The organism is Bradyrhizobium sp. USDA 4538 (assembly GCF_024171045.1).
In the GTDB taxonomy this organism is placed as follows: Bacteria; Pseudomonadota; Alphaproteobacteria; order Rhizobiales; family Xanthobacteraceae; genus Bradyrhizobium; species Bradyrhizobium australafricanum.
This window is the reverse complement of sequence record NZ_JALJZE010000001.1, coordinates 3,237,987-3,259,767: the sequence shown is the minus strand read 5'-3', so window position 1 is coordinate 3,259,767 and position 21,781 is coordinate 3,237,987. Positions and strand designations below refer to the sequence as shown.

Here is a 21,781-nt window from a genome sequence, read left to right as displayed (position 1 = left end):
CACAAGGAGAGAGAGAATGGCCAAGGTATTGGTCGTGACGTCTGGAAAGGGCGGGGTCGGCAAAACGACCTCAACCGCCGCGCTCGGCGCGGCGCTCGCGCAAATGGGTCAGAACGTCGTCGTCATCGATTTCGACGTCGGCCTGCGCAACCTCGATCTGGTGATGGGCGCGGAGCGTCGGGTGGTGTTCGACCTCATCAACGTGGTGCAGGGCGTCGCCAAGCTGCCGCAGGCGCTGATCCGCGACAAGCGGCTGGAGAATCTCTGGCTGCTGCCGGCGTCGCAGACCCGCGACAAGGACGCGCTGAGCGAAGAGGGCGTCAAGCACGTGATCGCCGACCTCAAGACCAAGTTCGACTGGATCCTGTGCGACAGCCCGGCCGGCATCGAGCGCGGCGCGACGCTCGCGATGCGCTACGCCGACGAGGCCGTTATCGTCACCAATCCGGAAGTGTCGTCGGTGCGCGACTCCGACCGCATCATCGGCATGCTCGATTCCAAGACGGTCCGCGCCGAGCGCGGCGAGCGCGTCGAGAAGCATCTTCTGGTCACCCGCTATGATGCCGGCCGCGCGGCGCGCGGCGAGATGCTCTCGATCGACGATATCCTGGAGATCCTTGCGACTCCCTTGCTCGGCATCGTCCCGGAAAGCCAGGACGTGCTGCGCGCCTCCAATGTCGGCTGCCCGGTCACGCTGAACGCAGCAAGCAGCGCGCCGGCGCGGGCCTATACCGATGCGGTGCGCCGCCTGATGGGCGAGGCCGTGGAGATGACCGTGCCGGTTCAACGCAAGGGGTTGATGGATCGGCTACTGCGACGGAGGGCGGCATGATGAACGTAATGCGGCTGTTCGGCGGCCGCGCCGCATCGGCGCCCGTCGCGCGGGAGCGGTTGCAGATCCTGCTTTCGCATGAGCGTGGCCGGACCGGCGCGCCAGATCTCCTGGAGACACTTCGCTCGGAAATCCTGAGCGTGGTTTCCAAGCATATCGACGTCGACCCCGACAAGGTCGTGGTCCGGATGGACCGTGGCAAGTTCGTCTCGATGCTCGAGGTCGACATCGAGGTTCCCAATGGCGTGCAACGATCGAAGATGGTGGCGGCCACATGACGGCAGACAGCGATAGTCACATTGCCTGGCAGCGCGCGCAGCTCAAGAAGCTGCGGGCGGCGTTGAGGGCGATCGAGGCCGATCAGCTCGGCAAGGCCAATTGCGGCCGCGCGACGCAGATGACGATCGACGAATTGCAGCGCAAGATCGGCGAGTCGGGCCGCTGCATCGCGGAGTACGAGCGCCGCACCCGTCGCCCGCTGGCGACGGATCTCGGCAGCCTCGCCAGCGTCAGCTGGACGCACTGGAACGCCAATATGCCGATGGCCAAGGCGCCGCGCCACCGCGCGTAGTGCGATAACCTGGCCCATCGTCATTGCGAGCCACCCGGTCGGCGCAAGGCGCCGCCGGATGACAGGCTCCGCGAAGCAATCCATTTTTCCGCATAGGCGGCTCGATGGATTGCTTCGTCGCTATCGCTCCTCGCAATGACGTGGAGAGAGCAGCGGCCTACAGCAAAAAAGCCAGCGCGCTCTCGCAACTATCCTCGATCTTGAGGGTGAGCAGCTCGTCGGCGCGGGTGCGGCCGAGATTGACGGCGGCAATCGGCAGGCCGCGCTGCTCTGCCATCCGGACGAAGCGAAAGCCGGAATAGACCATCAGCGAGGAGCCGACCACCAGCACGGCGTCGGCCTGCTCGAGATGCGCCTGCGCCGACGCGACCGTATCGCGCGGCACGTTCTCGCCGAAGAACACCACGTCGGGTTTCAGCACGCCGCCGCAGGCCTCGCAGGCCGGCACCACGAACGACGAGAAATCCAGATCGAGATCGGCGTCGCCGTCGGGTGCGTCGGCGGCATCGAGCGTGAGCCAGGCGGGGTTTCGCCGCACCAGCTCGTCCTGGAATTGTTCGCGCGGCATCGTCGCGCCGCAGCCGAGGCAGCGCACTACGTCGAGCCGGCCGTGCAGGTCGATCACCCGCTGGCTGCCGGCGGCCTGGTGCAGGCGGTCGACATTCTGGGTCAGCAGCAGCTCGCAGCGCCCTTGCTGTTCGAGCTTGGCCAGTGCGCGATGCGCGCCGTTCGGCGCGGCGCGGCCGAACCGCCGCCAGCCCACCATGCTGCGCGCCCAGTAGCGCTGCCGCGTCGCCGCCTCGCCCAAGAACGCCTGGATGGTGACCGGGCGCGTCCGCTTCCAGTTGCCGTCGCTGTCGCGATAATCAGGAATGCCGGAATTGGTGCTGCAGCCGGCTCCGGTCAGGACAAACAGGCGCTGGTGGCCGGCGACGAAATCCTCGAGGGCGGGGTGTGGCATGGCAGCACATCTAGTGCGGCGCACGCACCTGCGCCAGATGTGGGGCCTGCCGCGAGCGGACCTTTCACGCCGCCTCTGCGTTGACGGCATGGCATCCGAGACGTGGTGCTGCGCGCGCCCGTTTGCCTGGCGCAATTGCCGACGGAGTGATCGATGCGGCCGGGATTCATCATCGTCGTTTGCGGACTGGTGTCGTTGGCGTCATCGCCGTCCCATGGTCAGGATGCGGGCGTGTCCGGCGAGCAGGCGTTCAACAACTCCTGCCGCACCTGCCATACGGTCAAGGACGGCGACAACCGCGTTGGCCCGAACCTGCACAATGTCGTCGGCCGCAAGGCCGGATCGGTTGCGAGCTTTCCTTATTCGGAGGCGATGAAATCATCCGACATCGTCTGGGATGAGAGCACGCTGCTGCGCTTCATCGAAGATCCCGAGGCCGTGGTGTCGGGCAACGGCATGAAGCCGTATACCGGCGTGCGCTCGGCGGAAGATCGCGCCAGGATCGTGGCGTTCTTGAAATCTCCCGGCAAGTGACCGTTGGCGGTAGGCCGGTCTCACTTTGCCGGCACGACGAAGACCTGGCCGGGATAGATCAAATTGGGATTGCGGATCTGCTGCGAATTGGCCCGATAGATCACGGCGTAGCGCTGTCCGGCGCCGAATGCGCGCTGGCTGATCCGCCACAGGCTGTCGCCGCGGGCGACGGTGGTCGTGGTGATCTTCGGCACGATCACAGCGGAGGGGGACTTCACATCAGATGCGGTGGCGGTTGCCGCCGCGGCGAGCTGCGGTTTGGCCACATCCGCACGGCCGGACGAGGTTGGCGATGCCGGGATCGATGCGGTCGTCATCGTGTCCGGAACGTTGAACGGCACCTCGGCCCGCGCGCGGACCTTGCCGGAAGTGGGGTCGACGTCGTCAAGCCGCACCTGATAGTTGCCGACGGTCACGCCCTTGTTGATCGTGACCGAGAGGTGCCCCGCCTCGTCGGCCGTCGCGGACGTGATCAAGCTGCCGTTGAGATAGAGCCTGACGGTCGCGCCGGGAGCTGCCTGACCGCTCACATGGAGCTTGCCGTCCGGTTCGGTCTCGACGGCCTCGATGGCCACTTTCCCAGCCGCCGGCGCCGTGGCAGCAGGTTGCGACAGCACGCGGACCGGTTTGTCCGGTGCCATCAGCGCCACCATCGGCCGCTCCCTCGTCGCAGCCTCGAGCGCCACCGCCACGCTTTGCTTGGAGGTCACCTGCTTGCCGTCGCGCGTCATGCGCAGGGTGAGGTCATAGTTTCCCGGCGGAAGCGGGCGCGGGACCATGACGAACTGGCCGGACTTGTCCACCACGACGCGATCGTGCACCTCGCCATTGCGCAGCAGTTCCACCGTCGTGCCCGGTAGCGCCCGGCCGGCGACAACGGTCTCGCCGGTCGGCTCGATGTTGACGACGTCGAACTCCGGCACCGCGTCGCCGCCTGGTGCCGGCGCCGGTCCTGCCAGCACGTCGGCCAGGGCCGCGGTCTCGGTTTGCGCCTTTGCCAGCGCGGTCTTGTTTTGGTCTCGCGCCGGAGCCGCTGGCGCGGATGGTGCCGTCGCCGTCAAAGGCGTGCTCCCGCCCAGGATTTGCTGGGTTTGGCGGATGCCGAAGACGAGCGCCGCCGTGCCGCCGGCGGCAAGTGCCAGCAACGGAATGACCAGTCGGATCGCCGTGGCGTTCATGATTGTCATCCGCGGATGATGTCCCCCGCGCATCCGCGCGCGACCCCCGCCCCCCGCGGGGATTTAGTGAGAGACTGCGCCGGTTTGCGCCGGCCATCAAGTCGGATGAAGGGATTACTTCTCTCGGGCAGGCCCTGGCGGCTCACGGCGCTCGGCCCGCGGCGGGATCACGTCAGGTTCAGAACTCCAGCGCCGCATTGTCCACCACCTCCTTCATGACGAAGAAGGTGCGGGTCTGCCGCACGCCGGGCAGCGCGATCAGCTGATCGCCATGGATGCGCTTGAAGTCGTCGACGTCGCCGGCGCGGATCTTGAGGAAGTAGTCGAAATCGCCGGCGACGAGGTGGCAGTCGAGCACGCACTTCAGCTTTGCCACCGCCTGCTCGAAGCTCGCAAAGCTTTCCGGCGTCGAGCGGTCGAGCACGACGCCGACCATCACCAACGTGCCCTTGCCGAGCTTGCGCGGCGCCACCATGGCGCGGACGCCGCTGAGATAACCCTCGTCGAACAGCGCTTGCGTCCGGCGATGGCAGGTGGCGGGGCTGACGCCGACCTGATCGGCCAGCTCGGCATTGCTGAGCCGGCCGTTCTTTTGCAGCAATCTCAACATCTTGAGGTCGATGCGGTCGAGCCGGGCGGGCATGGAAGAATCTCTCATCAGTGGCGAATTTCATGAAAGAAAACATATCATCTTGGCCAAATCCAGCAATCTTCAGGAACTACGTGAGCTGAGTTAGAGAGCACCTTTCGCGCCAGGGGTGATAGCTGTGGCCGCCGTTTCAGACCACCAAAGAGGATGCCAGCATGCTGGAGAAGTTCGCGCGCTATCCACTCACATTCGGGCCGACCGCCATCGAGAAGCTCGATCGGCTGTCAAAGCATCTCGGCGGCAAGGTCGAGCTCTATGCCAAGCGCGAGGATTGCAATTCCGGGCTCGCCTATGGCGGCAACAAGCTGCGCAAGCTTGAATACATCATCCCCGATGCGATCGCCTCCAATGCCGACACGCTGGTCTCGATCGGCGGCGTGCAGTCGAACCACACCCGCATGGTCGCGGCCGTCGCGGCCAAGATCGGCATGAAGTGCCGGCTGGTGCAGGAAAGCTGGGTGCCGCATGAGGACGCGGTCTATGATCGCGTCGGCAACATCCTGCTTTCGCGCGTGATGGGCGCCGATGTGCGGCTGGTCGACGAAGGCTTCGACATCGGCATCCGCAAGAGCTGGGAGCAGGCGATCGAGGAGGTCAAGGCGGCGGGCGGCAAGCCCTACGCGATTCCGGCCGGCGCCTCCGTGCACAAATTTGGCGGGCTCGGCTATGTCGGCTTCGCCGAGGAGGTGCGCGCGCAGGAGCGCCAGTTCGGCGTCAAGTTCGACTACATCATCGTCTGCACGGTGACCGGCTCGACCCATGCCGGCATGCTGGTCGGCTTCGCCGCCGATGGGCGCGCGCGCAACGTGATCGGCATCGACGGCTCGTTCACGCCCGCGCAGACCAAGGCGCAGGTGCTGTCGATCGCGCAGAACACCGCAAAGCTGGTCGAGCTCGGCCGCGACATTGTCGAGGATGATGTCGTGCTGATCGAGGACTACGCCTATCCCGCCTACGGCGTGCCGTCGGAGGAGACCAAGGAGGCGATCCGCCTCAGCGCGCGGCTCGAGGGCATGATCACCGACCCCGTCTATGAGGGCAAGTCGATGCAGGGCATGATCGATCTGGTCCAGAAGGGTTATTTCCCGGCCGGATCGAAGGTGCTCTACGCCCATCTCGGCGGCGCACCTGCGCTCAACGGCTACGCCTACGCGTTCAGGAACGGCTGAGGCGGGCGGGCCTCTGATTTCGTGGCTTCGTAGCCCGGATGAAGCGAAGCGCAATCCGGGTAGGTCTCTCGGCGGCGCGAGATCCCCGGATTTCGCGGAGCCTGTCATCGGGCGCGCGTTCGTGCGACCCGTTGGCTGCATCCGGGCTATGCATTCTTACCTCCCCTTGAAAAGGGGAGGTCGCTTTGCTCGCAGAGCAAAGCGGGTGGGGATCTGCTCTCTCCGCTTGCAGCGTCGCCTGTAGCTGACCCCCATCCCGACCTTCCCCCTTTCAGGGGGAAGGGGAAGAGAAGTCCGTAGCCCGGATGAAGCAAAGCGTAGTCCGGCAGGCTTCAGCAGCGCGGATAGAAAGTCCCGGATTTCGCGGAGCCTGTCGTCGGGCACGCGTTCGCGCGACCCGTTGGCTCCATCCGGGCTACGTTCCATTTCCCACGTCAGGTCCGCGTCAGCTTCGCCCGGTAATTTCACTGGGCCGGGCGAGTTGGGAGACCATCGCGTGAGGATGATGAATGCGGCCGGCCGAGCCATCGCCGCGCTCGGCGTTGGCATCGTCGCCGTGGGGCACTGGGTCTGGACCTACCAGGGCCAGGGTGCCGCGCCGCATCCCCGCCTGCTGGCGATGAATCATGCGGTCGAGCTCTACGCCGGCATCTTCCTGATCGGCGTCGGCGTCCATGCCCTCGCATCCTGGTACTGGTTCAGCGATCCAAATCCGCCGGCGCGCTCCTCGGTCGGGGAGCCGCAGTAGCGTCCGCCTTGGCGGCAATGCTCCGGTTGAGGTGCTGTCCTGGTTAGGGCACTCGGAGAGGGGAATTCGGACATCTGATGCCCGGTGGAATCTGGAAATTGGACACAGCCGCTGACTGACATACGCTAAAGCGCCCGCCGATCCGACGTGTAATGCTTTGAACATTATGTTCAGGACCGATTTAGATGGCGTCGAGTTCAGCCTCATAGGCTTGGCGGGGATATCGCTCGTCGCGTTCATCATCAGCTTAGGCTGGCTTCTGATCGGCTGAACTGCCGTAGCTCATTGGAAACGTCAACTTGGCCTTAGCGCTCTCCCGGCGCTGGGGCCGTTTTCTAATCAGGACACTTCCAAAATCAACTTGGGACACGGGGCCTAAATGCGGACAGCACCCCGGTTGAGATGCTGTCCCAGTTAGGACATTCGCTTGGGGAAATCAGGACACTCATTCACATATGCAAATGCCCTTCCGTACCATCGAGGTTCTAGCTCACGCGGGGGTGTCCATAATCTTTCCCTACCCCACGGGCGCTCCTCGGCCTCAGCCTCCTTGCCCGAGTGCTGGGGCCGTTTCCTTGAGGGCGTCACGGGGAACAGTTTCGCTGGAGGGCCTGATTGATCGCCACTCTCTACGTCGCCGTCTCGGATTGGTGTGCCAGCATACGCGATTGGGCTGCGACGTTCCGGACAATGGCGCGCTCGGGAGCGAGTAGCTTCAAGGCCACATCATCACACTGCGCTGCCATCGCTCGCATCTCTTCCGACGTCATGCTGTCGTATTAGAGGGCGCTTCGACCGGGGCTGCATTTGCCCATGTTTCAGCCCCAAGCTGGGGATTGTGCCGGAGATTCAGCCGCGAGCTTGCGGAGAATGGATCGCAACCACAGGAAGGGACGCGCCGCTCTCATTTGGCGTGACGGCTAACTCGGAAGCAGAAGTGCGCGAGCGATTTGAATCGAGCTTGCGCCGATGGATCGAGATCATAAACGGAGAGGCCGCCAACTGAGGCGGCCTTACTCAACGACGCCTTTGATATCGGACCTTCGCCGGAACAGTTTTATTTGTCCGATCAGCGGTCGGATCAGATATTTTAGAATTAGGCCGAGACAGACGATCGGCACCAAGATCGGCAAGTATGCCAAAATCGCAAGAGCGGCCAACCATTCCGGGCTGCGCTGCTCCCGCCAATAATACACCGACGCCGCGATGACGTGGGCCACCAATAGCGCCGCCCAGATGGCTAGCGCGACGTTGACCGGCTCATCGAATGTCAACGCTTCCCATGCGGCTTCACCCGGCCCTGAAGGCGCGCTTTCGCTTTCCATGGCTTGCTCGACCTCCCTCAGCTTCCAACCCCTGCGATGGCGGGCTTATTCCATGCGGAATGCTAAGCGGGACGGTAGCGGAGGCTGGAACTCCGTTCACCCACGGAGAACCCCGGTAACACTTCTGCCCTGTGGAGGGAGAACACTTGGCGGATTGCAAAAGCCAGAACATCTGGCCCGCGACTCAGTAGTCTTGCCGAGAACATCGGCCAAGTTACGGTTTTCGTTCGCTTAATCGGAATTAAGACACTCCAAGATTCAACTTGGGACACGGGGCTTAAATACGGCCAGTACCTCGGTTGACATAGGAACATAATAGGAACATAGGTTCTGTAACCTGAGGGTGTGGCGATCGCCTCATCCGCGGCGGACTTGCGTGGCCGCAGGACCAAAGACCAAGCCGCGCACCACTTGCGGATGAATTTCGCCGCCTCCTATGATGGGTTGTGGCTGGGGGAGTGCGCGTCATGAGAGTTGCGATCTGGGCGGCCGTTGCGGCCGCGTGGCTGTTTGCGTCTGCAACTCCGTCGAGCGCCCGCGGTCCCTACGGCTCGATCACGGTTGGCAACTGGAAGGGCGGTGCTTTCACCAACGACAAGAATGGCGCCTTCACCCATTGCTCGGCGGGCACCACGTATCAAAGCGGCATCTTCTTCATGGTGTCGATCGCCGAGAATGGCAGCTGGCGGCTCGGCTTTGCCCATGACAGCTGGCGTCTGACGCCGGGCGAGGCCTTTCCGCTGGCGCTGACCTTCGACGGCCAGCCGGCGTTCAACGTCTACGGCATGCCGCTCGGCACCCAGCTCGTGAATGTTGAGATGCCGGTGAATTCCAGCCTGATCAACCAGTTCCGCAAGGCGCGCCAGATGACGGCATTCGCGCAGGGACAATTGTTTCAGTTCAACCTCAATCAGACCGCGCAGCTGCTGCCGGCACTGCTCAACTGCGTCGTCTCGGTGAAGAAGAACGGCGTCTCCAATGCCGGCGAGTTCGCGGTCGCGACAAAGCCTGCGGCGGCGCCGCCGCAGCAGGCGGCAGCACCCAGCGCGCCGCCGGCGAAGCAGGCGAGATCGGGGACGGGGACCGGCTTTGTGGTCAGCAGCAGCGGCCACGTCGTCACCAATCACCATGTCGTCGGCGGCTGCAGCGAGATCACGGGCAACCTGAGCGGCGAGGCGCCGGTCAAGCTGCGCCTGGTGTCCGATGACGAGACCAACGATCTCGCGTTGCTGCAGGCGCCGACCCCGTTCAAGGATGTCGTCAGCCTCAGGCAAAACCCCATCCTGGTCGGCAACGGCGTGGTGGCGATCGGTTATCCCTATCACGGATTGCTGACATCCGATTTCACGGTCACCACGGGCATTGTCTCTTCGCTGAGTGGCATCCTCAACGATACCCGTCATCTGCAGATCAGCGCCGCCGTGCAGCCGGGCAACAGCGGCGGTCCGCTGTTCGACCTCACCGGCGCGGTGGTCGGCGTGGTGGCTGCCAAGCTCGACGCGGTCAGGATGGCGCGGGCGACGGGGACCATCCCGGAGAACATCAATTTCGCGATCAAGACCGGCGCGCTGCGCGACTTCCTCGACAACAGCGCGGTGGCGTACCGGACCGCCGAGTGGCGCGAGGAGATGAAGAAGGAAACCGCCGAGATTGCCAAGAATGCGCGCGGCTACACGCTGCTGATCACCTGCACGGTGAACGAGCAGAGCGCGAGTGCGAAGAAGGGCAATTGAGACCTCCGCTACGCCCTCTTCCCGTCCTTACGGCAGGGCGACTGCATCTGGCTACCGGCCACACGTCTTTCCTTGCGACGTCCGGGCAGCCGCCGACTCCTTTGCATGGGGTTGTTTTCGATATTTTGGCAATGGGCGCCTGCGACGTACGAGCGGAGTATGCTCAACCGAGCCGCCGCAGCGTATGCACCGTGATCTCGGCCGGGCAGTTCAGCCGCACCGGCGCCAGGCTGGTGCCGGCGCCGGCCGATGTGTAGCCGGCAAGTTCACCGAACCGCCATACGCCCCGGCCCATCCGGCGCGGCAGCCGCGCCTCCAGCTTGATCGCGATGCCGCCGGGCAGGCAGAGCTGGCCGCCATGGGTATGGCCGCTCAGCATCAGGTCGAAGCCGGCCGCGGCTGCCGCGCGGTAGGATTCCGGCGTATGCGCCAGCAGGATCGAGAATGCGTCGCGCGGGATCGCCGCGGCAGCCTTTGCGATGTCGTCGGTGCGGTAGAAATGCGCGTCGTCGACGCCGGCGAGATGGATCGTCGCGCCATCGCGCGTGATCGGCTCCTGCTCATTGAAGAGCATCCTGATGCCCATCGCCTCCAGCGCCGGCGTCATGCGGATGCTGTCATGATTGCCGAGGATGCCGTAGCGCGGCAGCTTGATCCGCGCGCACAGATCCCGCATCAACATGAGGCTCGTTTCAAACGGACCATAGGTCTTGCCGCGGTAGTCGCCCGTGAGAACGCAGATATCGCAGGCGATATCGCTCACGATGTCCATCAGATGCCGCATCGCGCGTTGGCTGATGTCGGCATGGAGATCGCTGAGCTGAAGCATGGCGAAGCCGTCGAACGCCGCCGGCAGGCGCGCCGACGTCACCAGATTGTGCCGCACCTCAACCTGGTCGGCGTTGCGCCGTGCGCGGCCGTGCAGGCCGGTCACCTTGAGCGCAGTCTCGATGATCCGCGGCGCCAGCTTCCAGTTCTCGACATTGAACAGCAGCGTGCCCTGGCCGAACACCTGCTTCTCATGCGCGGCCTCGATCCCAAGCCGGCGCACGACGTGATCCGCGCCGATCCGCTCGACCAGTCCCTGCAATGCCGTGTCGGCCATCGTCTCCCGTGCGGTCCGCGATGCGAAGCGCGGACCGACGCGACACTATCATGCGCAATCCCGGTGGGGATACCGCCGGCCCTCAGACCACGGGAACCCGCTTCGCGGCGACCGCGGCCGGCGAGATCACCTCGATGTCGAGCGGCACCTGCCAGCGCTCGGTGAAGCGCACCTGCGGCGGCGCATTGCCGTTGCGCCCGCCCTGCAGCACGAAGCCGTCGTAACCCGAGTTCATCACCTCATTGCACTTCTGCACATAGATCGGGAAGCCGCCGATATAGGGCATGAACACGCGGGGACGGCCCGGGATGTTGGCGCCGACATACCACGAGCTGCAGGTCGAGCGCAGCGAGACCGTGGAGACGTCGTTGACATGGGCGACCCAGGCGTCTTCGTCGTCGCGGACCGCCTCGATCGTGCCGGCGCCGATGTCGCGCATATGACTGATGCAATCCGCCAGCCAGTCGACATGCTGCTCGATCGCCTGGATCATGCTGGCGAGCACCGACGGGCTGCCGGGCCCGGTGATCATGAACAGGTTCGGAAAGCCCTCGGAGGCAAGGCCGAGATAGGCACGCGGGCCCGCCCGCCATTTCTCGGCCAGCGTCTGCCCGCCGCGGCCGGTGATTGCGATCTTGTCGAACGAGCCGGTCATGGCGGCAAAGCCGGTGGCGGAGACGATCGCGTCGAACTTGTATTCGGTGCCGTCGACGACAATGCCTTCCGTCGTGAAGCGATCGATCGGCGTCGTCGACACGTCGACCAGTTTCACATGCGGCAGATTGTAGGTCTCGAAGTAATTGGTGTCGACGCAGAGCCGCTTGCAGCCGAACACGTTTCGCGGGCACAGCAGCTCGGCCGTCGCGGGATCCTTGACGATGCCGCGGATCTTCTCGCGCGCGAAATCGGCGATGGTGTCGTTGGCGGCCTTCTCGAACAGGAGATCGCCGAACGCGCCGAGGAAGGGCAGGCCGCCGCGCTGCCAGGCTTCTTCGTATTGCTGCTCGCGCTCCCGCTCGCTCGCCTGCAAGGCGGGCTGGGCGTTGAACTGGAAATAGAAGCCGGTCGGGCGCGCACGGGCCTTGGCGCGCAGCTCCGGATAATGCGCCTTCGCTTCCTTGAGATATTCGGCCGACAGCCGCTCGTTCCACGCCGGCACCGACCAGGTCGCGGTGCGCTGAAACACGGTGAGCTCGGAGGCCTGCTGCGCGATGATCGGAATCGACTGGATCGCCGATGAGCCGGTGCCGATCACGCCGACGCGCAGGCCGGTGAAGTCGACGCCCTCATGCGGCCATTCGCCGGTGTGATAGATCGGCCCGCGGAAATCCGCCATGCCTGGGAAAGCCGGCCGGTTCGGCGCCGACAGGCAGCCGACCGCCATGATGCAGAACTTTGCAGTGACCCTGTCGCCGCGGTCGGTCTCGATCAGCCATGCGCCTGCCTGCTCGTCGAAGGTCGCCGCGGTGACGCGGGTGTCGAACACGATCTGGCCGCGCAGGTCGAAGCGATCGGCGACGTGATTGGCGTAAGCGAGAATTTCGGGCTGCGGAGAATATTTCTCCGACCAGCTCCAGTCCTGATCGAGTTCCTCGGAGAACGAGAAGGAATATTGCAGGCTCTCGACGTCGCAACGCGCGCCGGGATAGCGATTCCAGTACCAGGTGCCGCCGACGCCGCCGCCGGCTTCATAGACCCGCGCGGTGAAGCCGAGTCCGCGCAGCCGATGCAGCATGTACATGCCGGCGAACCCGGCGCCGATCACCACGGCATCGAACGTTCCGGTCTCGGCAGGGCGCGCAGCCTTGCGCGCGGTGCTCTCCTGAGCCATGGGCCGTCTCTTCCCTATATCGTTATGTCTTGCCCGCGTCTCGTTGGACGCGATGGGCAAAGATTAGGGCGAGGGCGGCGCGGCCCGCAAGCAAGCGTATTGCCGTCCAGCGAATAGCTCCTATGCTGTCTCTGGGAGAGGATGAGGATAGGCGGTGATCGGGTAGTTGTTCTGTCGTGACCGTTCATCTGCCCGCAAAGATCGAGGTCCCATGAAGAAGGAAGAAGTAGAAGCTATCTTCGAGCGGGGCGATTTGGGGCCGATCGAAGACTATCTTGAGGCCGTCGCGACCGAGGAACAATTGCCTGCGGCCGCAGTCGGAATGTGCTTGATCAGAATGGAAGAAGCGGCCCCCGCGCTGCGCGCCATCGTCGCCCGGGCAGGGAACGGCGAGGAACTGTCCGACGATGAGGCCAGGCTGCTGTTCCGAGGTGTCTACATCCTCGGTGGAGCTCGTGACACGGATGTTTGCCGCGACCTGCTGCGACTGCTGCGCAGACCCGAAAGCGAACTTGATGACCTGTTGGGTGACTGCCTGACCGAAAGCATGGCGCGCATTGTCGCGGGTGTCTTTGACGGGGATGTCGACGCCTTGTTGAGTCTGGTCGTGGATCAGTCCGTCGATCAATTTGCGCGCGAGCAGGTTCTCGGCGCGGCCACCTTCCTCACATGGAATGGGATGATCGGGCGGGAGCGCATGCAGCGCCTGCTCAAAGCATTCCACGAGCAAAACCTGGCGGATGACGAGAACCATGCCTGGTACGCGTGGCAGCAGGCAATTGCCCTCCTGGGGCTGCGCGAGCTGGCGCCGTTGGCGTATCGCGCTTTCGATGACGGGCGTATACCCGATTGGATGACAGAACGCCGCGAGTTCGACGAGATGCTCGTCGATGCCGAGCAGCGACCCGAGGAAATCGCACGATTCGAGGAAGTTGGCCTCGGCTATATCAAGGATGCGGTCCAGGAAATGGAAGGGACCGACTACGGCTACAACGAGACCTTCGACGATCTGGATGCCCCCTTTGGGGACGATCTCGATACATTGTGGAGCCACACCGAACCCGTGAGGAATCCCTTGCGCCATGTCGGGCGCAACGACCCATGCCCGTGCGGCAGCGGCAAGAAATACAAGAAATGCTGTCTCGCTGACCAGCGTTGAGCTGCGGCTCCCTCGGTCTCAGCGCCGGCCAAAGCGACTGTCGTCGCTTCGGCGTAGAGAGGACCGGTCACGCTCCTGTCGTCTTCACGATGCGGATCAGCTCGTCGCCGTAATGCTCGAGCTTCTTGTCGCCGATCCCTGCGATGTTGCGCAGCTCGCTGAGCGTGTCCGGCCGCATCGCGGCGATGCCGTCGATGGTGGAATCGTGCAGCACGACATAGGCCGGCACGCCGCGCTGGCGCGCGACGTCCGAGCGCCAGGCGCGCAACGCCGCGTGCAGGGCGGGATTTGCGACGCCACCCGGGCTGTCGGCCGCGGGCACGAGCTCGCCGCGGCGCGACTTGCCGCGGACCGCGCGGTTGCGCGCGCCTTCCGGCTGCTCGCGCAGCATCACCGCGGTCTCGCCCTTCAGCACGCCGCGGGCGCTGTCGGTCAGAACAAGCGCGCCGAAGGCGTCGCTGTCGGCACGCAGATGGCCCATCGCCACTAGCTGGCGCAGCACCGCGCGCCATTGCTTCTCGTTGAGCTCGCGTCCTATGCCGAACACCGACAGCTGGTCGTGGTTGAACTGCTTGACCCGTTCGGTCAGCCGCCCGACCAGCACGTCGATCAGGTGCATGGCGCCGAAACGTTGCCCGGTGCGGTAGGCGCAGGACAGCAGCTTTTGTGCGAGCACCTTGCCGTCGCGGACGCGCGGCGGCGTCAGGCAGTTGTCGCAATTGCCGCAGCTTTCTTCTGCGCGGCTCTCGCCGAAATAGCCGAGCAGGCGCTGCCGGCGGCAATGCACCGTTTCAGCGAGCGCAACCAGCGCGTCGAGCTTGCCGACCGAGACGCGCTTGAAGGCGTCGGAGCCGGTCGATTCATCGATCATGCGGCGCTGCTGCACGATGTCGGACAGGCCGTAGGCCATCCATGCCGCCGACGGCTTGCCGTCGCGGCCGGCACGCCCGGTCTCCTGGTAGTAGGCTTCGATGCTCTTCGGCAGATCGAGATGCGCGACGAAGCGCACATCGGGCTTGTCGATCCCCATGCCGAAGGCGATCGTGGCGACGATCACGAGCCCATCCTCGTTGAGGAAGCGGTCCTGGTGCCGGGCGCGCACGCCGGCATCGAGCCCGGCATGATAGGGCAGCGCCGGAATGTCGGCCTCGCTGAGCGCCGCCGCGACATCCTCGACCTTGGCGCGGGACAGGCAATAGACCACGCCGGCGTCGCCGGCATGCCGCTCCTTGATGAAGTTCTTCAGCTGCGTGGTCGCATTCTGCTTGTCGACGATCTCGTAGCGGATATTGGGCCGGTCGAAGCTCGCGACGAATTGCGGTGCGTCGGTAAGCTGCAGCCGCTCGGCGATCTCCCTCCGGGTCAGCGCGTCCGCGGTCGCGGTCAACGCGATGCGCGGCACCTTGGGGAAGCGCTCGGCGAGTGCGGACAGGCCGATATATTCCGGGCGGAAGTCATGGCCCCATTGCGAGACGCAATGCGCCTCGTCGATCGCAAACAGCGCGATCTGCGCCTGGCCGAGCAAACCGAGACAGCGCGGCGTCAGCAGCCGCTCCGGCGCCACATAGAGCAGGTCGAGATCGCCCGCGATCAGCCGCCGCTCGACCTCGGAGGCTTCCTCATAGGACAGCGTCGAGTTCAGCACCGCGGCGTTGACGCCGGCTTCAGTGAGGCCCGCGACCTGGTCGCGCATCAGCGCAATCAAAGGTGATACCACGATGCCGCAGCCGTCGCGCAGCAGCGACGGCAATTGGTAGCACAGCGACTTGCCGCCGCCGGTCGGCATCAGCACCAGGCAATTGCCGCCATCGGTGACGTGACGGATGATGTTTTCCTGCGCGCCGCGGAAGCCCGACAGGCCGAACACGGAACTGAGCACGGACAGCGCATCGCGAGACGGGGCGGAGGCGCGATCGAGGGCGGGCTGGGCGGTCATGATCCCTTGCGCGATCCCTTTGGGATTTTCCAGGATTCCTTGAGGTCAACAGGCGGTGATCGAGGTCTTCTGGCCGAACGATACCGGAATGAAAGGTGTTAATACACGTCCCAACAACAAACTCAATTCAGCATGACTGGTCAGCTGCGGATCATCACAGGCATTGCCGCGATCGTGCTGGTCGCGGGCGCGGCGGCAGCCTTTGCCGTCGCCTGGCGGCCGCAGATTGCCGCCATTGCGCCGCCGCGGGCCGATACCTTCGACCCTGATGTGGTCAAACGCGGCCGCGAACTCGCCGCGATCGGCAATTGCAACACCTGCCACACCGTGCAGGGCGGCGCGACTTATGCCGGCGGGCTCCCGGTTCCAACGCCGTTCGGCATCGTCTTCTCATCCAACATCACGCCGGATGCCGAAACCGGCATCGGGCGCTGGCCGGAAGAGGCGTTCGTCCGCGCGATGCGCTCGGGCGTGGCGCGCGATGGCCAGCATCTCTACCCGACCTTTCCCTATGACCATTTCACCAACGTCTCGGATGCGGACGACCGGGCACTCTATGCGTTCCTGATGACGCGACAGCCGGTCCACGCGTCGCCGCCGGCGAATCAGCTTTCGTTTCCGTTGAACTATCGACCGCTGATTGCAGGGTGGAAGCTGCTGTATCTGCGCAGCGGCGATGCCCCTCAGGACTCGGCGAAGGGCGCGGAATGGAACCGCGGCGCCTATCTGGTGGAGGGGCTCGCGCATTGCGGCGCCTGCCACACGCCGCGCAACGCGCTCGGCGCCGAGCGGGTGAATGCGCAGTTCTCCGGCGGCGAGGTCGACAATTGGCACGCCTACGCGCTGAACGACACCTCGCACGCCCCGGTGCGCTGGACCGCCGACGCGCTCTACGCCTATTTGCGCCACGGCTGGCAGGCCGATCATGGCACCGCGCGCGGGCCGATGGCTGAAGTGGTCGGCAATCTGGCGACGGTGCCCGACAGCGACGTGCGGGCCATCGCCGTGTACATGGCCGATATTTCGGGTACGCCGGCGCCGGATCGCAAACGGCCGGCCGACGTCATCGCGCAATCGTCTTCCGATGATGCGGCACAGACCCATTCGGCCGGCGCAGCGATCTATGCCGCGGCGTGTGCCTCCTGCCATGAAGGGAGCCGCGCGCTGCCCTATGGCGGCGTCAATCTCGCGCTCAGCACGGCGATCGCAAGCCCCGACCCGCGCAACCTCCTCAATATCGTGCTGTCGGGCGTTGGCGCCGTCGAAGGCGAGCGCAGCCCGATCATGCCGGGCTTCGCCAGCAGCATCGATGATGCGCAGATGGTCGCGCTCATGGCCTATCTGCGCGAGCGGTTCGGCAAGCGGCCGGCGTGGGCCAATCTCGACAAGGCGGTGCGCGATGCGCGGGCGGTGCAGTCGACGTCGCTTGCAGCGCGCGACGCGCCGGCGGAATCCAGACAGCGAGGCAAGCCATGATGACATTGAAGGTCAATGGCCGGGATCATCAGGTCGATGCGGAGCCGGATACGCCGCTGCTCTATGTGTTGCGCAATGATCTGGCGCTCAACGCCGCCAAGTTCGGCTGCGGGCTCGGGCAATGCGGCTCCTGCACGGTGATCGTCGACGGCAAGGCGGTGCTGTCCTGCGTCACGCCGCTGGTCCTGGTCGAGGGCAAGCAGGTGACGACGCTCGAGGGGCTCGGCACCGTGGCCGCGCCGGCGCCGATCCAGCGCGCCTTCATGGAGGAGCAGGCGGCGCAGTGCGGCTACTGCATCGCCGGGATGATGATGCGCGCGCAGGCGCTGCTGATGCGCAACCCGAAGCCATCGGATGCGCAGATCCGCGCCGAGCTGGAGCCCAATCTCTGCCGCTGCGGCACCCATATGCGCATCCTGCGCGCAGTGCACCGCGCCGCCAGGTTGATGGATACGGCCGACGCCGCAAGCGACAGGAGCGTCCGATGACCGCGCCGGTGGTTCTCGACCGCCGCAGCGTGCTGGCCGGCGCCGGCGCGCTGATCGTCAGCTTCTCGCTGCGCGGCGCGATCGCACAGGAGCAGAAGCCACAGAGCCCGGCGTTGCCGGGCAGCCTGGCCAAATCGCCCAATCTGGATTCCTGGATCCGTATCGATGCCAACGGCCAGGTCACGGCCTTCACGGGCAAGGCCGAACTCGGCCAGGGATTCCGCACCGCGTTCCAGCAGATCGCGGCCGAGCAACTCGATATTCCCTTCGATGCGCTGAAGGTGATCACCGCCGACACCAAGCTCACGGCGAATGAGGGCTACACATCGGGCAGTCATTCGATGCAGGACAGCGGCACGGCGATCCTGCATGCCGCGGCGCAGGCGCGCGCGCTGCTGGTTTCGGAGGCGGCAAAGCGTTTCGGCTTGCCGCCCGACGGCTTGCGAACCGAGAATGCGGCCGTCGTTGCTCCCGATGGCCGGCGTCTGGGCTATGGCGAGCTTGTCGCCGCGGACATGTTGCACGTCCAGGCGCAACCGACATCGAGCCTGAAGGATCCGGCGAGCTTCAAGGTGATGGGCGAGCCGGTGCCACGCGTCGATATTCCGGCCAAGGTCACGGGCGGCGCCGCCTATGTGCAGGACATGCGGCTTCCCGGCATGGTGCATGCGCGCGTGGTGCGCCCGCCGAGCTACGGCGCGCAGCTCGTGGAATGCGACACGGCCGCGATCAAGAAAATGCCCGGCGTGATTCAAATCGTGCGCGACGGCAACTTCCTGGCCGTGGTGGCGGAGAAGGAATTTTCGGCGGTCAAGGCCATGCACGCGCTGGCCGCCGCGGCGAAGTGGCGGGAGAGCGCGAAGCTGCCGAACCAGCACGATCTGGCCAACGTGCTGACCACGCTGCCCTCTCAGGATTTCGCGATCTTGCAGCGTAGCGATCCCACGGTGAGCGGCGCGCGGTCGCTCGAAGCGACCTACACGCGACCTTACCAGTCGCACGGCTCGATCGGGCCGTCCTGCGCGGTCGCGCAATTCGTCGATGGCGCGATGACGGTGTGGACGCACACGCAGGGCGTCTATCCCGACCGGCAGGCGATCGCCGAGATGCTCGGTATGACGCCCACCAGCGTCCGCCTGATCCATGTCGAAGGCTCCGGCTGCTACGGCCACAATGGCGCCGACGATGCCGCGGCCGACGCCGCGCTGATCGCCCGGGCGCTGCCAGGGCGCCCGATTCGGGTGCAGTGGATGCGCGAGCAGGAGCACGGCTGGGAGCCGTATGGTCCGGCGATGGTGACGAAATTGAGCGCGTCGCTCACGGCCGACGGCAAGATTGCCGACTGGAATTTCGCGGTGTGGAGCAATACCCATTCGATGCGGCCGGGCGGCGCCGGCGCGCTGCTTGCGGCCCAGCACATGGCGCGATCATTCGCGGTGCCGGCACCAAAGCCGTTGCCGCTGCCGGAGGGTGGCGGCGATCGCAACGCGATCCCGATCTACAATTTTCCGAACGCGCATGTGATGCATCATTTCGTCCCCGCGATGCCGCTGCGGATCTCCGCGATGCGCGCGCTTGGCGCCTATCACAACGTGTTCTCGACCGAGAGCTTCATGGATGAACTGGCCGATCTCGCCGACGCCGATCCGGTCGAGTTTCGTCTCAAACATCTCGACGACCAGCGCGGCCGGGCGGTGGTCGAGAAGGCCGCGGGGGAGTTCGGTTGGACGCGCGGGCAGCAGCCGCCGCGAAATCGCGGCTACGGCTTCGCGTTCGCGCGCTACAAGAATCTCGCTGCCTATTGCGCCATCGCGTCCGAGGTCGAGGTCGATCGCGAAACCGGGCGGGCCCGGCTGGTGCGCGCGGTCGCCGCCGTCGATGCCGGCCAGGTCGTCAATCCGGACGGCATCACCAACCAGATCGAGGGCGCGATCGTGCAGTCGACGAGCTGGACTCTCTATGAAAGTGTCACCTTCGATGAGACAAGGATCACCAGCATCGACTGGCAGACCTACCCGATCCTGCGCTTCAATGCGGTGCCCGACAGCATCGCCGTCCATATCATCAACCGTCCCGGCCAGCCGTTCCTCGGCAGCGGCGAGACCGGGCAGGGCCCGGCCGCCGCATCGCTTGCCAATGCCATCGCGCACGCAACCGGCAAGCGGCTGCGCGAGCTGCCGCTCAGCCGCAAGCGAATCAAGGACGCGATCGATACGTAGCGCGTGGCGAGATTAGGTCGAATGCGACGGCGCTACGCTCCCTCTCCCCGTGCTTACGGGGTCGAGACGAGCGAAGCTCGCTCTTAGAGGGTGGGGTGAGGGGCCTTCTCCGCGCATACCGTGATAGTTGCGTTTGCGGAGACTCCCCTCACCCGGAACGCATCTAGCGATGCGTCATAGCCGAAGCTCCGCTTCGGCGTTCTTGAGAACGGCCGCCAAAGGCGGCCTATGCCTCTCCCCGCATGCGGGGCGAGGTGAAGCAGAGGCCGTTGCCCGGCCTCAAATAAATTCAACTCTGGCCGTCAAGCCGTCGGCGCGGGTGGCGCCGGGGGCGGCGTCATCGGCTCGATCTTGTAGGTCTTCGGCATATTGATCGGCTTGTAAGCTGGATCCTTCTCCATGCGCTCCAGCACCGAGGCATGGATGGTCGCGCCGTCCGCAATCGGCCGCGGCTCGCCGCGTGGCAGATAGAAGCCGAGGAAGGATTTCCGCTCCGGCCATTCCTTCCATTTGTCGCTCTTCGGAATCCATTCCAGGATTTCCCAGGCGGCGGTCAGCGAATTGTGCAGCGGAGCGGTCGCGCTCGGCGGCACATATTCGTGCTTGTGCGGCGGCAACGGCATCCCCCAGGCGAGATGATCGATCAGCGCCTGATCCATGTGCAGTCCGGCCGCCTTGGCCTGCTCGAGCATCCAGATCAGCGGAAACTTCGACGGCCCGCTCTGGTCTTCCGGATAGCCGCCGCCGACGTCGGAGTGCACGCCGGCAAACCAGACCTGGCGGATGTCCTGCTCCACCTCCGTTGCCGGATCGAATGGATCCGAGCGAAATTTCTGCGGCTCGATCCAGCGATTGAGTCGGAACATGCGCCTGCGCTCGTCGATCGAGATCGCCTGGCGGAACCGTTTGACGCTGGAATTGGTGCGGGTGAACAGCAGCGTCTGCAAGTCGAACAGGAAATTGTCCTGTCGCGGCACGATGATCGAGGCCACGGTGTCCCAGACTCCGACGAACTCGATGTCGATGTTGCGGCCGCCGGCAATCTGGCTGAAATGCCAGGCCTCCTTCAACGGAGCATAGTCGAACGTGCCGTCGGATTTCTGGGCGTCGGAGCTGGCCTTCTTGTAGGTGCCGAAGGCGTAGCTCGCGAGGTCGAGCTGGTCGACGGGCAGCAGGCCCATCACATGGACGAAGGCCGCGAGCACGCGCACCGTGTAGGCACCGCGGCTGAAGCCGAACATCCAGACCCGGTCACCGGGCTCCCAGGTTCGGCACAGGAACAGGTAGGCGCCGAGTGTGTCTTGGTCGAGACCGGCGCCGAAGGCCAGCCCGAACAAGCCGCGCATCTGCTGCTTGAAGCGGCCCCAGGCGTTTTGCAGGCCGATGGTGCCGAGGCCGGGATGATAGTAGATCCGCTGCCGGTCATTCTTGTCGGCGACGCGGAACAGCTTCAGCACGTTGGAGATATTGTCACCGATCTCGTTGCCGGTGCCGTCGCAACAAATCACAATATCCTTCGGCATCCGTTGCCCTCGCGGCCGCCGTGAAAATTCGCGGCCTCTATGTACGGCAGAACGTGGTGAAAATTCAATCTCCAATTGAAGACGGTTCTGTGGCGGCGGCGTGACCGCCGGTGGTGCCGGGTAGCCGAAGCGCGAGCGCGCGTCGACGCTGCCTGCCGTTGGCTCTCGAATTGAATCTCGCCACGGCCGGCCAAGGCTGCACCGAGGAGCGCGTCACTTCGGCTCGCCGATGTCCGGCTATGACGGAGTTTCCGTGAGAGATCCATTGCAACACTTCGGAAAAGATGGAAATCTGCTCGTCGATCATTGCTATATGCGTCGGCATTTTCTCCCTTTCAGGGACT

At 64.9% G+C, this 21,781-nt stretch carries 18 protein-coding genes and 2 pseudogenes; 12 read left to right on the top strand and 8 right to left on the bottom strand.

The genetic code is table 11. The features are described 5' to 3' along the window. The first annotated feature begins 16 nt into the window (after positions 1–16). Genes minD through J2R78_RS14605 form a run of 3 tightly spaced genes read left to right on the top strand, consistent with a single transcriptional unit; the run spans position 17 to position 1,403 of the window. Positions 17–832, top strand: a complete 816-nt coding sequence (gene minD / locus J2R78_RS14615; RefSeq protein ID WP_057021178.1) for a septum site-determining protein MinD — start codon at positions 17–19, stop codon at positions 830–832. Further along, a complete protein-coding gene (gene minE, locus J2R78_RS14610) occupies positions 832–1,110 on the top strand; it encodes a cell division topological specificity factor MinE (RefSeq protein WP_026192121.1) in 279 nt (92 codons plus the stop codon). Before minD ends, minE begins: the two co-directional genes overlap by 1 nt. Beyond that, a complete protein-coding gene (locus tag J2R78_RS14605; RefSeq protein WP_057021179.1) occupies positions 1,107–1,403 on the top strand; it encodes a hypothetical protein in 297 nt (98 codons plus the stop codon). Before minE ends, J2R78_RS14605 begins: the two co-directional genes overlap by 4 nt. A 157-nt stretch (positions 1,404–1,560) precedes the next feature. Here J2R78_RS14605 and J2R78_RS14600 read toward each other — a convergent pair whose 3' ends face one another. Then, positions 1,561–2,364 (bottom strand): NAD-dependent protein deacetylase, encoded by an 804-nt coding sequence (locus J2R78_RS14600; protein ID WP_253605161.1) that lies wholly within the window; start codon positions 2,362–2,364, stop codon positions 1,561–1,563. A gap of 153 nt (positions 2,365–2,517) precedes the next feature. On the opposite strand from J2R78_RS14600, the gene J2R78_RS14595 reads away from it, so the two are divergent. Continuing rightward, the gene (locus J2R78_RS14595; RefSeq protein WP_253605159.1) at positions 2,518–2,898 is read left to right on the top strand and encodes a cytochrome c family protein; all 381 of its coding nucleotides are present in this window, start codon (positions 2,518–2,520) and stop codon (positions 2,896–2,898) included. Positions 2,899–2,918: 20 nt separating this feature from the next. On the opposite strand, the gene J2R78_RS14590 is transcribed toward J2R78_RS14595, so the two are convergent. After that, positions 2,919–4,076, bottom strand: a complete 1,158-nt coding sequence (locus J2R78_RS14590) for a LysM peptidoglycan-binding domain-containing protein (RefSeq protein WP_253605157.1) — start codon at positions 4,074–4,076, stop codon at positions 2,919–2,921. A 178-nt stretch (positions 4,077–4,254) separates the two neighbouring features. Beyond that, complete coding sequence (locus J2R78_RS14585; protein WP_028335254.1) at positions 4,255–4,719, bottom strand: Lrp/AsnC family transcriptional regulator; 465 nt, start codon at positions 4,717–4,719, stop codon at positions 4,255–4,257. A 161-nt stretch (positions 4,720–4,880) separates the two neighbouring features. Between J2R78_RS14585 and J2R78_RS14580 the strand changes: the two genes are divergently transcribed. Next, the gene (locus tag J2R78_RS14580) at positions 4,881–5,894 is read left to right on the top strand and encodes a 1-aminocyclopropane-1-carboxylate deaminase (protein WP_253605155.1); all 1,014 of its coding nucleotides are present in this window, start codon (positions 4,881–4,883) and stop codon (positions 5,892–5,894) included. Positions 5,895–6,396: 502 nt separating this feature from the next. After that, positions 6,397–6,642, top strand: a complete 246-nt coding sequence (locus tag J2R78_RS14575; protein ID WP_233475642.1) for a hypothetical protein — start codon at positions 6,397–6,399, stop codon at positions 6,640–6,642. 1,013 nt (positions 6,643–7,655) lie between these two features. Here J2R78_RS14575 and J2R78_RS14570 read toward each other — a convergent pair. Continuing rightward, on the bottom strand, positions 7,656–7,967 hold the full coding sequence (locus J2R78_RS14570) for a hypothetical protein (protein ID WP_225643050.1): 312 nt from the start codon (positions 7,965–7,967) through the stop codon (positions 7,656–7,658). Positions 7,968–8,434: 467 nt separating this feature from the next. Here J2R78_RS14570 and J2R78_RS14565 point away from each other — a divergent pair, with 467 nt between their 5' ends. Beyond that, positions 8,435–9,700 carry a S1C family serine protease gene (locus J2R78_RS14565; RefSeq protein WP_253605153.1) on the top strand — a complete coding sequence of 422 codons (1,266 nt, stop codon included), beginning with the start codon at positions 8,435–8,437 and terminating at the stop codon, positions 9,698–9,700. A gap of 163 nt (positions 9,701–9,863) precedes the next feature. Here the strand turns inward: J2R78_RS14565 and J2R78_RS14560 are convergent, their stop codons facing one another. Next, a complete protein-coding gene (locus tag J2R78_RS14560; RefSeq protein WP_253605151.1) occupies positions 9,864–10,805 on the bottom strand; it encodes a metallophosphoesterase in 942 nt (313 codons plus the stop codon). Between the two features lie 82 nt (positions 10,806–10,887). Further along, complete coding sequence (locus tag J2R78_RS14555) at positions 10,888–12,636, bottom strand: NAD(P)/FAD-dependent oxidoreductase (RefSeq protein ID WP_253605149.1); 1,749 nt, start codon at positions 12,634–12,636, stop codon at positions 10,888–10,890. 211 nt (positions 12,637–12,847) lie between these two features. Between J2R78_RS14555 and J2R78_RS14550 the strand changes: the two are divergent. Both J2R78_RS14550 and J2R78_RS45350 read left to right on the top strand, forming a co-directional pair. Then, positions 12,848–13,597, top strand: a pseudogene (locus tag J2R78_RS14550) (DUF1186 domain-containing protein); the annotation flags it as partial. 96 nt (positions 13,598–13,693) lie between these two features. Next, a pseudogene (locus J2R78_RS45350) lies at positions 13,694–13,795 on the top strand (SEC-C metal-binding domain-containing protein); the annotation flags it as partial. 67 nt (positions 13,796–13,862) lie between these two features. Here J2R78_RS45350 and recQ read toward each other — a convergent pair. Further along, complete coding sequence (gene recQ / locus J2R78_RS14545; RefSeq protein WP_253605144.1) at positions 13,863–15,731, bottom strand: DNA helicase RecQ; 1,869 nt, start codon at positions 15,729–15,731, stop codon at positions 13,863–13,865. A gap of 132 nt (positions 15,732–15,863) precedes the next feature. On the opposite strand from recQ, the gene J2R78_RS14540 reads away from it, so the two are divergent. From J2R78_RS14540 to J2R78_RS14530, 3 genes are read left to right on the top strand one after another with little or no spacing between them, the layout of a single operon-like run. After that, positions 15,864–17,207, top strand: coding sequence for a cytochrome c (locus J2R78_RS14540; protein ID WP_253605142.1), 1,344 nt, complete (start codon positions 15,864–15,866; stop codon positions 17,205–17,207). Then, positions 17,204–17,695: a (2Fe-2S)-binding protein gene (locus J2R78_RS14535; protein WP_076834854.1), complete on the top strand. Its 492-nt coding sequence runs from the start codon at positions 17,204–17,206 to the stop codon at positions 17,693–17,695. The genes J2R78_RS14540 and J2R78_RS14535 overlap by 4 nt, the downstream gene beginning before the upstream one ends. Further along, the gene (locus J2R78_RS14530; RefSeq protein WP_253605140.1) at positions 17,692–19,914 is read left to right on the top strand and encodes a molybdopterin cofactor-binding domain-containing protein; all 2,223 of its coding nucleotides are present in this window, start codon (positions 17,692–17,694) and stop codon (positions 19,912–19,914) included. The genes J2R78_RS14535 and J2R78_RS14530 overlap by 4 nt, the downstream gene beginning before the upstream one ends. 302 nt (positions 19,915–20,216) lie before the next feature. Here the strand turns inward: J2R78_RS14530 and J2R78_RS14525 are convergent, their stop codons facing one another. After that, positions 20,217–21,437, bottom strand: a complete 1,221-nt coding sequence (locus J2R78_RS14525) for a DUF2235 domain-containing protein (protein ID WP_253605139.1) — start codon at positions 21,435–21,437, stop codon at positions 20,217–20,219. Between the last annotated feature and the right edge of the window lie 344 nt (positions 21,438–21,781).